This is a genomic window from Zavarzinia sp. CC-PAN008 (genome assembly GCF_051903925.1).
In the GTDB taxonomy this organism is placed as follows: domain Bacteria; phylum Pseudomonadota; class Alphaproteobacteria; order Zavarziniales; family Zavarziniaceae.
This window is the reverse complement of the sequence record NZ_CP173678.1, coordinates 4,361,890-4,375,101: the sequence shown is the minus strand read 5'-3', so window position 1 is coordinate 4,375,101 and position 13,212 is coordinate 4,361,890. Positions and strand designations below refer to the sequence as shown.

12 protein-coding genes are annotated in these 13,212 nt (G+C 69.6%); all 12 read right to left on the bottom strand.

All coding sequences use genetic code 11. The features are described 5' to 3' along the window. Window positions 1-5: 5 nt before the first annotated feature. On the bottom strand, window positions 6-1,535 hold the full coding sequence (locus ACI6GS_RS20340; RefSeq protein ID WP_439815294.1) for a peptidoglycan -binding protein: 1,530 nt from the start codon (window positions 1,533-1,535) through the stop codon (window positions 6-8). Next, window positions 1,532-2,719 carry a flagellar motor protein MotA gene (locus ACI6GS_RS20335; protein ID WP_439815293.1) on the bottom strand — a complete coding sequence of 396 codons (1,188 nt, stop codon included), beginning with the start codon at window positions 2,717-2,719 and terminating at the stop codon, window positions 1,532-1,534. The genes ACI6GS_RS20340 and ACI6GS_RS20335 overlap by 4 nt, the downstream gene beginning before the upstream one ends. Beyond that, window positions 2,716-4,206: an OmpA family protein gene (locus ACI6GS_RS20330; RefSeq protein WP_439817994.1), complete on the bottom strand. Its 1,491-nt coding sequence runs from the start codon at window positions 4,204-4,206 to the stop codon at window positions 2,716-2,718. The genes ACI6GS_RS20335 and ACI6GS_RS20330 overlap by 4 nt, the downstream gene beginning before the upstream one ends. Window positions 4,207-4,473: 267 nt before the next feature. Then, entirely contained in the window at window positions 4,474-5,502 is a 1,029-nt protein-coding gene (locus tag ACI6GS_RS20325; protein ID WP_439815292.1) for a histone deacetylase family protein, read from the bottom strand. A 97-nt stretch (window positions 5,503-5,599) separates the two neighbouring features. Further along, on the bottom strand, window positions 5,600-6,655 hold the full coding sequence (locus ACI6GS_RS20320; protein WP_439815291.1) for an extracellular solute-binding protein: 1,056 nt from the start codon (window positions 6,653-6,655) through the stop codon (window positions 5,600-5,602). A gap of 39 nt (window positions 6,656-6,694) precedes the next feature. Beyond that, complete coding sequence (locus tag ACI6GS_RS20315) at window positions 6,695-7,477, bottom strand: ABC transporter permease (RefSeq protein WP_439815290.1); 783 nt, start codon at window positions 7,475-7,477, stop codon at window positions 6,695-6,697. A gap of 4 nt (window positions 7,478-7,481) precedes the next feature. Further along, window positions 7,482-8,393, bottom strand: a complete 912-nt coding sequence (locus tag ACI6GS_RS20310; protein WP_439815289.1) for an ABC transporter permease — start codon at window positions 8,391-8,393, stop codon at window positions 7,482-7,484. A 163-nt stretch (window positions 8,394-8,556) separates the two neighbouring features. Then, window positions 8,557-9,648 carry an ABC transporter ATP-binding protein gene (locus tag ACI6GS_RS20305; RefSeq protein ID WP_439815288.1) on the bottom strand — a complete coding sequence of 364 codons (1,092 nt, stop codon included), beginning with the start codon at window positions 9,646-9,648 and terminating at the stop codon, window positions 8,557-8,559. A 111-nt stretch (window positions 9,649-9,759) separates the two neighbouring features. Next, window positions 9,760-10,188 carry a hypothetical protein gene (locus ACI6GS_RS20300; protein ID WP_439815287.1) on the bottom strand — a complete coding sequence of 143 codons (429 nt, stop codon included), beginning with the start codon at window positions 10,186-10,188 and terminating at the stop codon, window positions 9,760-9,762. Between the two features lie 36 nt (window positions 10,189-10,224). Continuing rightward, entirely contained in the window at window positions 10,225-11,049 is an 825-nt protein-coding gene (locus ACI6GS_RS20295) for an NAD kinase (RefSeq protein ID WP_439815286.1), read from the bottom strand. Between the two features lie 55 nt (window positions 11,050-11,104). Continuing rightward, a complete protein-coding gene (moaA, locus tag ACI6GS_RS20290) occupies window positions 11,105-12,121 on the bottom strand; it encodes a GTP 3',8-cyclase MoaA (protein WP_439815285.1) in 1,017 nt (338 codons plus the stop codon). Window positions 12,122-12,239: 118 nt separating this feature from the next. After that, a complete protein-coding gene (locus ACI6GS_RS20285) occupies window positions 12,240-13,094 on the bottom strand; it encodes a sugar phosphate isomerase/epimerase family protein (protein WP_439815284.1) in 855 nt (284 codons plus the stop codon). Between the last annotated feature and the right edge of the window lie 118 nt (window positions 13,095-13,212).

Below are 13,212 nucleotides of genomic sequence, written 5' to 3'. Positions count from 1 at the left end.
GAGCGTCAGCGCTCGGTCAGCTTCAGCTCGATGCGGCGGTTGCGCGCGTCGTCCGCGCCGGCGTCGGCCGCGATCGGCTGGAATTCGCCAAAGCCGGTCGCCGCCAGGCGCTCCGGCGGGATGCCGTCCTCGATCAGGACGCGGGTCACGGCAACGGCGCGCGCCGTCGACAATTCCCAGTTCGAGCTGAACTGCGCGGTCTGGATCGGCACCCGGTCGGTATGCCCGTCAACGCGCAGGACCCAGGGAATGTCCGCCGGGATGGCCGGGATCAGGTCGCGCAGCGTGGCGGCAAGGCGGGCCAACTGGTCGCGGCCGGCGGCGCCGATCTCGGCAGAGCCGGAGGCGAACAGCACTTCCGACTGGAACACGAAGCGGTCGCCCACCACGCGGATGTCCTGCCGGTCCCCCAGGACGGTCCGCAGCCGGCCAAAGAATTCCGACCGGTACTGCTCCAGTTCCTCAACCTTCCGTGCCAGTGCCTCGTTCAGGCGCAGGGTCAGGTCGGCGATCTGCTCGCGGTCGCTGGCGGACTGGGCGCGCGCCGCGTCCAGCGCCAGTGCGGTCTCCCCGGCCTGCGCCTGCAGTGCCTCCAGCTGGTCCCGCAGGCCGTCGATCGTGGCTGCGGCGCCCTGGCCCTGAAGCCGGGCATCGGCCAGGGCCGCGTCCGACTCAGCCGCGGAGCGGCGCAGGGCACTGAGCCGGCGCGTCAGGTCAGTGATCGCCAGGGCGTCGGCGCTCCCCTTCGCCTGCGCCGCACCCAGCGCCTGCGACACTTCGGCCAGGCGGCTGCCCAGGTCGGCAATCTGGCTCCGCAGGTCGGTGATCGTGCGGGCATCGGTCGCCGTCTGGCCCTGCGCCACGCCCAGCCTGCCCGCCAGGTCCGCCAGGTCGCGACGCAGTTCCTGCAGGCTGGCGTTCAGCGCGGCGATCGTGCCCGCATCCGCTTCCGCCTTGGTCCGGGCCTCGCCCAGGACCGCGGCAGAGCGGGTGAGTTCATCGCGGAGGGCAGCGATCAGGTCGTTCATGCGCGCGACCTGCGTCCCCAGGTCGGCGACCTGGGCGTCCAGTGCGGTGGCGCGCGTCCGCTCGGCCTCGGACGTGCCGAGTTCGCGGGCCAGCGATTCGTCCAGGCCGCGCACGCGCGCCTCAAGGTCCTGCAGCCGTGCCTCACGCTCGGCCAGTGCCGCGGACAGGCGGGCGATATCGCGCGCGGCCTGGCCCGCCTGCTGGCCGGCGGCATCGCGGTCCCGGTTGGCACCCTGCAGTGCGCTGGACAACTGCGCAGTGCTCTGTCGCTCGTCGGCGGCAGCCTGACGCTCCAGCGCCAGGAGCTCTGAGAGTTCCGCCATCTGGCGGTTCAGTCTGGCCACCGTCTCGTCCCGGCTGCTCAGCTGACGGCCAAGGAAGAACTGCGCCAGCATGAAGACGCTGAGCAGGAAGATCATGACCAGCAGCAGCGTGGTCAGCGCATCGACGAAGCCGGGCCAGATCTCGGCGCCAGCACGGGCGCGGGCGCGGCCGCGCAGGCTCATGCCCGCGGATCCGTCCCCGAGATGGCGACGATGGTACGGGTCAGCAGCTTGATCTCGGCCCGCAACTCGTCGACCACCTGCTGCCGGCCCGATGCCTGGTCCTCCAGCAGCCGGGCAAGGTAGACGTCCAGGTTGGCCAGGTGGGCACGGCTGGCCTCGTCCAGGGCTGGCGTCTGTCGCTCGGCCAGGGTGACCAGGCGCTGGGTCAGCCCCGTGGCCTGGTCCTGTCCCTCCACCAGGCGGGTCAGCAGGTGCTGCTCGGTCCGGATCTGGTCGGTCAGGCCGGCCATCCGCTCGGCCAGTTGCAGCAGTCCCTGGTTGACGCTGGCACGCTGGTCCTCGCTCCGCGCGATGGTCCGCTGCAACACCTCCAGATGGTCGGCCGTCTGTTCCAGCAGCGCCTGGACATAGGCAGGCGAGCCGCCGCCCTCAAGCTCCGCCAGGGGGCCGCCGGGGCCGATGCGCACGATGCCCGCCAGCCAGTCCTCAAGCTCGGTCGTGAAGCGGTTCTGTGCCTGCCCCGCCTGCAGGTCGACAAAGCCCAGGACCAGCGATCCCGCCAACCCGAAGAGGGACGAGGCAAAGGCCGTGCCCAGGCCGCCCAGCGGGGCCTCCAGCCCGCGCCGCAATTCGTCGAACATGGCGGAGGCATCGCTGCCCGACACGTTCAGCGACTGGATCGTGGCCCCGATGGTCGAGACGGTCTGCAGCAGGCCCCAGAACGTGCCCAGCAGGCCGAGGAAAATCAGGAGCCCGATCAGGTAGCGCGAAATCTCTCGCGTTTCGTCCAGGCGGAGCAGGATGCCGTCCAGGACGGAGCGCATAGCCGGTGCCGAAAGGGCGACGCGCTGGCCCCGTTCGCGCAGCATCGTCGCCAGCGGTGCCAGGAGCGGCGGCGACTCGCGCGCCGCCATCGCGGGATCCCCGGCGCGAATGCCCTCAAGCCAGGCGGCCTCGGGCTGCAGGCGCAGGACCTGGCGGATGCTGAACACGATGCCGAACGCCAGGACGCCCAGGATCAGGGCGTTCAACGTCGGATTGGCCATGAAGAAGCGCGCAGCCTCGCGCGCGATCAGGCTGCCGGCGGCCAGGACCAGAAGCAGGAAGACCAGGATCCGGACCAGGTGGCGCGGCGCCCGGCGGACGGGCACGCGCCCACCGGGCGCCAGGCCCGGATCGGTCATTGCACGATCACGATGTCGACGCGATCACCGGGCGGGCCGCCCAGGGTGGGCGTTGCCCCAAGCGCCCGGACGTCGATGCGGGCCGAGCGGACGCCGCTTTCGATCAGGTAGGCGCGCACCGCCAGGGCTCGCTTCAGCGACAGGCGCCGCGCCGCGTTGTCGCCCTCCGCCAGGGGGCTGGCGAAGGCGCGCAATTGCAGCCGGTCGGCCGGCCCCAGCGCGGCGACGATCGCGCGCAGCTGGGCGCGCGCCCCGGCCGCCAGATCGTCGCTCGCGCCCTGGAAGCCGATGCGCAGGGCCGCCGTGCCCGGCGCTCCCGGCGCGATCGCGGGCGGCACGGCGCCAGCGGGGTCCAGGGCTGCCACTTCGGCCGGGCGTGGCGCGGGCGCCGGCACCTCGACCTCGGGAAGGGGCGCTGTGACCGGGGCAGGCGGGGGCGTCGGCGGTGCGGGGGGCTCCGACACAGGGGTAGGGGCAGGGGCCGGCGGCGCGCTCGCTTCCGACGGTGACGGAGGCGGCGGTGGCGGCGGTTCGGGCTGCGGCAGGGCGCGGGTGACGGGTGCGGGCGGTACGGACGGAGGCTCGGGCGCCGCCACGGGCTCGGGCGCGGCCGCGGGCGGCGGGGCCGGAGCGGCCACCGGTGCGGCCGGCGTTGGCGCGGCGGCCGGGGGTGCGGCCGGCGGCGACAGGGCGGCCAGCGCAGCTGGCGCGGGTGCCGGGGACGGTTCGGGCGCCGGTGCCGGCGGCGGCGCCGGCCGCGGTTCGGGGACGATGCGGGCCCGCTCGGCGATGCTCTGGCTGGCCGGGTGCAGGGCCGGGCGCGCCCGGGGCACGCCGATCACGGCACTGGCATTGGCGTTCGAGGGTGGAATGATCGGCAGCAGGTCGTCGGATGCCGGTACGGGGGCCGGTGGCATGGGGCGCGGCGCCACCGGCTCGTCCATCTGGAACGCGGCTGCAGGCGGCAGCGGGTCGCTGGCGCGTGCCGTCGCCGCCGGAGGCAGCGCGGCGCCGGACGGGGACGACGCCGGCGCCGGCGTAGGCGCCGGGTTGGTGGCGGACGGGGGTACGATCGGCAGCAGGTCGCCATCGGCGGCGATGGGCGCACGGGCCTGGCCCGGCGCTCCCGGCGCAGGCTGGGGCATCAGCGCCGCCGGCATCGGGCGCGACGCACCAGGGACCGGCAGGGGGGCGAAATCCACGGCCGGCGTTTCGACAGCCGGCAGGTCGGGCAGCGGCGTCAGGCGCACCGGCTGGCTGGGGCGGTTGCGGGTGCGGTCTCGGTTCCGCTCACGCGGCGGGGCGGGTGTGTCGTCCAGGGCGCCCAGGTCAACCTCGACGGCCGGCCGGCCGCTGCCGCCGATCACCACGGTCTCGAACTCATCGTCGGCCTGGGCGGGCCGCACACCAGCCTGCGCCGCCAGCACGATCCCCGCCGCCAGACCCAGCGCCAGCGCGGAGGCCAGCGGGCGGTGGCCGCGGTGCACCCTCAATCCCGGGTCCGTTCGCCGTGGGTCCGCTTGCCCTGACCCGGATCGCCTCGACATCGTCAACGTCCTCTGCCGGGACTGCGCAAGGCGGAATGCGCCCGGCCCGGCCATGCCATGAAGTGCCTGCCCTGCATGCCAAGCTACCGTCTGCCTGCGTCACTCACAAGTTGGCGGGGCTGTCCCGCGGCGTTGGAGCCGCAGCCAGCCGCACGGGCGCGCCGATCCGTTGCACGCAGGACTCACACGCCGGGGCCGCATGGGCGCTCAGGCGCCCTGGAAGGCCGTCAGGACGTTGACGGTATTGATGCCCAGCGCCTCGACCGCGTAGCCACCCTCCATCACGAAATGGGTGGGCAGGCGCAGGGCGGCGATGCGCTCGCCCATCCGCAGATAGTCCTGATGTTCCAGCCGGAAGTGGGAGATGGGATCCTCCTTATACGTGTCCAGGCCCAGCGACACGACCAGGACATCCGCGCCGAACGCAGCAATGCGGCGACAGCCGGTCTCCAGCGCCTCGGCATAGCGATCCCAAGCCGCGCCCCAGCGCATGGGGAGGTTCAGGTTGAAGCCCTCTCCAGCACCCGCGCCTCGCTCGTCCTCATAGCCGGCGAAATAGGGATACTCGTCCAGCGGGTGTCCGTGCAGCGAGACCACCAGCACGTCCGGCCGGTCATAGAAGATCGCCTGCGTGCCGTTGCCGTGGTGGTAGTCGACGTCCAGGATCGCAACCCGGCGCCCCGCCCTGGCAAAAGTCTCGGCCGCGATGGCAGCGTTGTTCAGGTAGCAATAGCCGCCGGCCTGGTCGGCCGTCGCATGATGGCCCGGCGGTCGGCACAGGCTGAACACGCTGGTGGCCCCGCCTTCGATTCGCTGCGTTCCGGTCAAGGCGGTGTCGACGGCGGCGACCGCCGCCTTGAAGGTGCCGGCGACGATCGGCGCGCCGGCGTCGAAGGCATAATAGCCAAGCTGGCCAGCCAGCGATTCCGGCACTTTCTGGTGCAGGTTCCGGCAGGGAAAGGTGAAGGCCAGCGCCTGGCGGTCGCCATAGTGCGCCCGCCACCGGTCATGGATGGTCGCCAGGAAGTCGACATAGGCAGGCGCATGGACGCGCTTTGCCGCCTCGGCCCCGCCCAGCGGTTCGGGCGCGCTGATCGGGCCCAGGGCCACGGCACGCACCCGGTCGATGACGATCTGGGCCCGGCGCGGCATCTCGAAGCCTGGCAGCATCTGGCCGTCGATCAGCTCGAACGTGTCGGCATGGCCTTCGTGGTCGGTCGTGAAGATCGTTTCCAACGCGGTCTCCGGGGCGAAAAAAGCCCTCCCCCACCGCCGCGCGATGGGGGAGGGCTGGCCAGGGATCGGCTACAGGTCGAAGTCCAGGGGTTGGTGTCTACTGGCGGACCTTGGTCCACACGCGGTCGTAGAGTTCCTTGGACTTGGCGCTGCAGGCCTTGTTGGGGTCCAGGCGCGGCAGGTATTCCTCGGGCGTCGCGACGGCCGGATCGTCCTTCAGCTTCTGGTCCATGAACTCGACCGAAGTGGGGATGCCGTTGTTGTAGCCGCTGAAGTTCGAGGCCTCGGCCGCTGCCTTGGGCGTCATCATCCAGTTGATGAACACCTTGGCTTCCTCGACATTCTTGGCGCCGACGGGGATGGCCAGGTTGTCCGTCCAATAGGACAGGCCCTCCCTGGGATAGACGAAGACGGCACCCGGCACGTCGGCCTTGGTCCGGTGGGCGGCACCGTTCCACTGCATGTGCATGACGACCTCGTGCGCGGCCATGCGCTCGATCGTGCCGTCGGAATTGTAGACCGCGATCGACGGCTTCTGCGCCAGGAGCAGGGCCTGGACCTTGGCCATGTCGGCCGGATTCTCGTTGCAGCGGGGCAGGCCCAGATAGCGCAGCGCGTTCTGGATCACTTCCACCTGGTCGTTGAGCGAGGCGATCTTGCCGGCGAGTTCCGGCCGGGGCTCGAAGAATTCCTTCCAGCTGTCCTCCAGATCCATGCCCACGGCCGCGCGGTCATAGGTGAAGCCGGTCGTGCCCCACATGTAGGGCGCGGTATAGGCCCGCTCCGGATCGTACCAGGGGGTGTCGTGCGGCTTGCCCACCAGCTTGAAGTTCTCCATCTGGTTGACGTCGATCTTCTGGATGACGCCCTCGTCGATCATGATCTTGACCATGTAGTCGGACGGCACGATCACGTCGTAGCCGGTGCCGCCGGCCTTCAGCTTGGCCAGAAGCGTCTCGTTCGAGTCATAGGTGTCGAGCGTCACCGTGATCCCCGTCTCGGCCGTGAAGCGGTCGAGCAGTTCGCGCGGGATGTAGTTCGTCCAGTTGTAGAGAAAGATCTCCTTGGCCTCGGCCGCCGCGGCGCCGAGCAGGACGCCGAGGCTGAGGGCAGCCGCCCCCATGTGCTTGAGACGCAGCTTCAACGCACGCATGACCGGGCTCCCCCTCGGTGGTTGGATGGAAAAAGCCTATCAGCCGCGCCGCCCGATGAGGAAGGACAGCGAGACGAAGAGGATCGAGACGACGAGCATCACCGAGGAGATCGCGTTGATCTCGGGCGAGATGCCGATCCGGATCGACGAGAAGATGTAGAGCGGCAGCGTCGACGCCCCGGGGCCGGAGACGAAGAAGGTGATGACGAAGTCGTCCAGGCTGGTGATGAACGCCAGCAGCGCACCCGACAGGATGCCCGGCCACAGCAGCGGCAGCGTCACCCGGCGGAAGGTCTGCCACTCGTCGGCATAGAGGTCGGCCGCGGCATCGGCCAGGCGGCGGTCCATCCCCTCCAGCCTGGCGCGGATCGGCAGGTAGGCGAAGGGGATGCAGAAGACGACATGGGCCAGGATCACCGTCCCCAGGCCCAGGCTGAGGCCGATGCCGACGAAAAAGATCAGCGTCGCCACCGCGGTGATGATCTCGGGCACGATCAGCGGCAGCGCGATGGTGGACGACACGGCGGCCTGGCCAGGAAAGCGGTCGCGCGCCATGCCCAGGGCGGCAATGGTGGCGATCAGCGTGGAGAAGATCGTGGCCGCCGTCGCCACGATGACCGAGTTGATGGCGGCGGCGACGATGTCCCGGTTCTCGAAGATGCGGAAGTACCAGTCGATGGTGAAGCCGGTCCAGATCGTGGCCGAGCGGTTCTCGTTGAACGACAGCGCGATCAGCACCGCCACGGGCAGGTAGAGGAAGGCAAAGAAGAAGACCGCCATCAGCCCGGTGCCCGGGAACCGGCGCAAGGAGTTGCCACTCACCGGCTCAGACCCTGGCCAGGGCCTGCTCCCGCCCGAAGCGCAGGGCGTAGAGCACCATGGCCAGCAGGACGATGGCCAGGAGGGTGAAGGACAGGGCGGCGCCGAATGGCCAGTTCTGCGAGGCGCCGAACTGCTGCTGGATCAGGTTGCCGATCATCAGAGCCTTGCCCCCGCCCAGCACGTCGGGCGTCACATAGGCACCGAGGCAGGGAATGAAGACCAGCGCCGAGCCGGCCGCGATGCCAGGCATGCACAAGGGCACGACGACGCGCCGCAGCGCCCGCCAGCGATTGGCACCCAGGTCATAGGCCGCCTCCACCAGGCGGAAGTCCAGTCGCTCCAGGCTGGCATAGATCGGCAGGACCATGAACGGCAGGAAGGAGTAGGTCAGGCCGATCAGGATCGCCGTGTCGTTGTAGAGCATGGGGATCGGCTGGTCGGTGATGCCAAGGCCCATCAGCATGCCGTTCAGCAGGCCCTCGCGCCGCAGCATCAGGACCCACGCATAGTTGCGCACCAGCAGATTGGTCCAGAACGGGATGGTGACCAGGAACACCAGCAGGTTCTTTCGCGCCGGGCTTTGCAGCGCCATGTAAAGCGCAGTTGGAAAGCCGATGATGACGCACAGGATGGTGGTCACGCCGGCCAGCCAGAACGAACGGAAATAGATGGAGAGATAGGCTTCGTTGAAGATCAGGCTGTCGTCCAGGTCCCGCTCGAACAGGAACTTGACATAGGACTCGGTCGAGAGCTCCCAGATCACGCCGCCATAGGTGGCCCGCGTCAGGAACGAATAGATCAGCATCAGGACCAGCGGCAGGACCATGAAGCCGATGATCAGGCCCATTGCAGGCCCGACCAGCGCCACCCGCCGCGGCCAGGGCCGCCGCCAGAAGGGCACGTCCGCCGCCGTCACGTGGGTTGACCCTCTCCGAAAAGCCCTCCCCCGTCGCGGAGCGATGGGGGAGGGCTGGGTGAGGGCGGTATCCTGTCAGCGAAAGGCGGGGCGGCGGTTGACGGCCTGCGCCCTGCGCTCGTCCCAGCCCTCTCCCCGCTCTGGACTGGGCGGCCGGCGTCCATCACGCCACCAGGGGACGGACGGCGGCGGGGGGCAGGGCGACGGTCACGCGCGTGCCGGTGGCCCGCTCCACCGCGCCCGCATGGCTCTGCTCCCGCACGCGGATCGAGCCGCCGCCCCCGTCGAGGGCGACATGCACGGTGGTGTCGGTCCCGAAATAGACGCAGGCCTCGATCGTGCCGGCCAGTCCGGCGCCCCCTTCCGCCAGCAGCGACAGGCGCTCCGGCCGGGTCGACAACGTGGCACGGGTGCCGGGTGCCAGGTCGTGGCCGGCCTGGCCGACGAGTTCGGCCCCGGAGGCGAGACGCCAGCGCGCCAGCGACCCCTCGGTCGCGACCAGGGTCGCGTCCAGGAAGTCCGTCTCGCCGATGAAGTCGGCGACGTAGCGGGTTGCCGGCGTCTCGTAGATGTCGCGCGGGCTGCCCATCTGCACGATTCGCCCTTCGCTCATCACGGCGATGCGATCCGACATGGTCAGCGCCTCCTCCTGGTCGTGGGTCACGAATACGAAGGTGATGCCGGTTTCCGTCTGCAGGCGCTTCAGCTCGATCTGCATCTCCTTGCGGAGCTTGAGGTCGAGGGCCGAGAGCGGCTCGTCCAGCAGCAGGACGCGCGGCTGGCTGGCCAGGGCACGGGCCAGGGCGACCCGCTGCTGCTGGCCGCCCGACAACTGGTCCGGGCGGCGCGCGCCAAGGTCGCCGAGCTTCACCAGGTGCAGCATGCGCTGGACCTGGGCGGCGATCTCGGCCGGCTTGCGCTTCTGCATATCCAGGCCAAAGGCGACGTTCTCCGCCACACTCAGGTGCGGGAACAGGGCATAGGACTGGAACACGGTATTGATCGGTCGGCGATAGGGCGGAAGGTGGTCGATCCGCGCCCCATGCAGCAGGATCTCGCCGGCGGTGGGTTGCTCGAACCCGGCGATCAGGCGCAGCAGGGTGGTCTTGCCGCAGCCTGATGGCCCCAGGAGGGTGAAGAACTCGTTCTCCAGGATGCCCACGGACACGGTGTCCAGCGCCCGCACATGGGGGGCGCGGCCGCCATCGAAGACCTTGCTGACACCGCGCACGTCGACCGCAACGGCTCTTCCCATGCGTTTGCTTGCGCCCCCTCAGGCCTGCATCGCATTGCAGCGCAACAAGCCTAGTCCGCGGCTTTCCGTCCTGGCAAGCACGGGCTGCGGTTGGTCCCGCGTCGCCCGGGCTCAGGGATCGGCGGACCTGTCCTCGTCCAGGCGTGGCGCGGGGCTGCTGGCGGTGGCGACGGGGCGGGCCCGGACGAAGGGGCGGATCAGCAGTGCCACCATCGCCATCAGCGGAAAGACGGCGGCCCCTTCGATGAAGCCCAGGGGCTGGGCCAGGGCGTTGCCGATCTGGTCATAGCCCATGGCATAAAGTGCCGCGATCGTCAGCAGGAAGGCCAGCCACAGCCACACGGCCGTGGCGTTCTGCATGTGGGTGCCAAAGGCCGGAGCGGCCAGCGCCGACAGGGGCGCCAGGATCCCGAACGCCAGCAGGCAGAAGAACAGCACGCCGGCATTCCAGGCGGCGGCATCCTCGCCCCCCACCAGCATGATGCCGCCGATCAGCAGCAAAACCGCCCCCTGAAGCAGGGGATGGATCAGGATCCGCAAGGCTGTTCCCCCTCGAACTGTCCCGGCGTTGGCCGTTCAGTGAAAGAATTGCTCCGTCAGGATGCGCTCGTCCAGATTGCGGCCGACATCGAACAGCATGGTCAGCGTGACGTCCGTCGCCTGCGCCACCTGCACGCTGACGACCTGACGCACCTCGGTATTGTCGGCGACGGCGCTGACCGGGCGCTTGTCCGCTTCCAGCACTTCCAGCCCGATCGTGACGCTGTCCGGCAGGATGGCCCCATGCCAGCGTCGCGGGCGGAAGGCGCTGATCGGGGTCAATGCCAGCGTGTTCGAGTTCAGCGGCAGGATCGGCCCATGCGCCGACAGGTTGTAGGCCGTGCTGCCCACCGGGGTCGACACCAGCACCCCGTCGCAGGCCAGTTCCTGAAGGCGGGTGCGACCGTTCACCGTGATGCGCAGCTTGGCCGCCTGGCGTGTCTCGCGCAGCATCGACACTTCGTTGATCGCAAGCGCCTCGTGTTCGGAGCCGCCGGCGGTCAGTGCCGTCATCCGCAACGGATGAAGCTGCGCCTGCTCGGCCGCGGCCAGGCGGGCAGGCAGGTCGATCTCGTCATAGCGGTTCATGAGGAACCCGACGGTGCCCTGGTTCATGCCGTAGATCGGCAGCTTCCGCGCCATGTACCGGTGCAGCGTGGTCAGCATGAAGCCGTCGCCGCCCAGGGCGACGATCACGTCGGCCTGGTCGACCGGGTGGTTCTTGTAGCGTGCCGCCAGCGATTCAAGTGCCGACTGGGCGCGGGGGGATGGGCTGGCGACGAAGGTCAGGCGCTCAGGCCGCCTGGGCTCCGGGGCCTGGGGCTCGGGCACGGGCGAATCCGTCTGCTCGGGCGCGGGCATGGCGTGTTCCTGGCTCGCTCGCTGGAATGCGGTGGGGATGTGATGGTGGGTCGGGTCAGCCGCCGGTGACGCTCATGTGCCGGGCCACGGCCGGGCGCGTCTGGTGCCGATCGATGATGAAGTCGTGCCCCTTGGGCTTGCGGGCGATCGCCTCGCGAATGGCCGCGTGCAGCAACTCGTCCCCGGCGCTGGCGCGCAGGGGTCCGCGCAGGTCGGCCGCATCCTCCTGCCCCAGGCACATGTACAGCGTGCCGGTGCAGGTGACGCGCACGCGATTGCATGATTCGCAGAAATTGTGGGTCATCGGGGTGATGAAGCCCAGCCGCCCGCCCGTCTCCGCCACGCGGACATAGCGCGCCGGCCCGCCGGTGCGATAGTCGCTGTCGACCAGGGTCCAGCGCCGTTCAAGATCGCGCCGCACGCGACTCAGGGGCAGGTAGTGCTCGGTCCGGTCGCCGTCGATGTCGCCCAGCGGCATCGTCTCGATCAGGGTCAGGTCCAGGCCAAGCTCGCCGCACCAGCGGATCATGCGGTCGTATTCGTCGTCGTTCACCCCGGCGAGGGCGACGGCGTTGATCTTGATGGCAAGGCCAGCCGCCCGCGCCGCGGCGATCCCCTGCAGGACCTGGTCAAGCTGGCCGCGCCGGGTGATCCGGGCAAAGCGCTCGGGGTCCAGCGAATCGAGCGAGACGTTGATGCGCCGCACGCCAGCCGCCGCCAGTCCTTCCGCATGGCGCGCCAGCTGGCTGCCATTGGTGGTCAGCGTCAGCTCTTCCAGCGCGCCGGAGCGCAGGTGACGCCCCAGGCTGGTGATCAGGCTCATGATGTTGCGGCGGACCAGGGGCTCGCCCCCCGTCAGGCGCAGCTTGCGGACCCCTTGCGCCACGAAGGCGGAGCACAGCCTGTCCAGTTCCTCAAGCGTCAGCAGCTCGGCCTTGGGCAGGAAGGTCATCTCTTCCGCCATGCAGTAGACACAGCGGAAGTCGCAGCGGTCCGTGACCGACACCCGCAGGTAGCTGACATGGCGGCCGAACGGATCGACCAGATTGGTGCGGTTCAGGACAGGCGCCATGTCCGACATATAAAGGAGAATGACGTGGGCGTTAAGCTGCCGGGATGGCTGGCGCGCCATGCTGTGTCCGGCATCGCATCGGGGCGCCAACTGCGCTGACCGCCCCGCCATGGGACGATCAGGCGGGTGCGGCGCCGGGGGCGGTGCGGGCCCACAGGTCCTGGGCGATGCGCTTCAGGGTCTGCGCTTCTGCGGCGCGGTCGCTCAGCTCCTTCCCGTCGGCTCCGGTGATCGCGTATTCGGGCGGACCCAGTTCGCACAGGAAGATCATGGTGTCGTCCTGGCCGGCCCGCGCGCGCCAGGAGCGGAAGCCGTACTCCCACCAGGACACGAACTGGTCCAGCCACTTGCGGTTCTGGGGGAAGTCGATCGCCACCTGGATCTGTTCGCGGCTGGCGACCCGGCCCTGGAACGTCTCGGACCGGTCCATGATCCGCTGCATCAGGGCGTTGTTGGCGGCACTGATCGGGTAGACGAACTCCCGGTCCAGCAGGAAGTGGGACAGGTCGGCGCACAGGCGCAGTTCGGGGATCGCGTCCAGCAGCAGCAGGGTCGTGAACAGGTCGTTGGTGATGCAGTTGCGGTGCGTCTCGAACAGGATGGGCATGCCCTCCTGCTCCGCCATGGCAAGCCAAGCGCGGATGACCGGGATCATCCCCTCGACCGACAGGGGCATGACCTGGCCGATGACCACGACATAGGGCGCGCCGATCTCCTTGGCGAAGTGCAGCGCGGGGCGCAGGCCCTCGATCGTCTGGGGAAAGGCGTTGAGCATGCCACCCAGGCCGGTGCGGCGGAATTCCGGGATCGTCGCCCTGGCCGCGTCGAGCGAGGTCGAGCCGAGGTCCACGCACATGCCGTCGAAACCGGCCGCCTTCACCGCGTCGAAGCGTTCCGCATATGGCTTTTCAGGCACGCCCGGGATGCGCTGCTCTGTCGCCCAGAGCGATTGATAGACCTTCAGCGTCTGCATGGCTGCCATCCCCGGCGGTGCGTCGGCGCCAGTCTAGGCCGCGCGCGCGGCACACGGCATTAGCGGCGTATCGATCCTTACCTTGAACGCCCCCGCAGCAGGACGATTGTCGACAGGA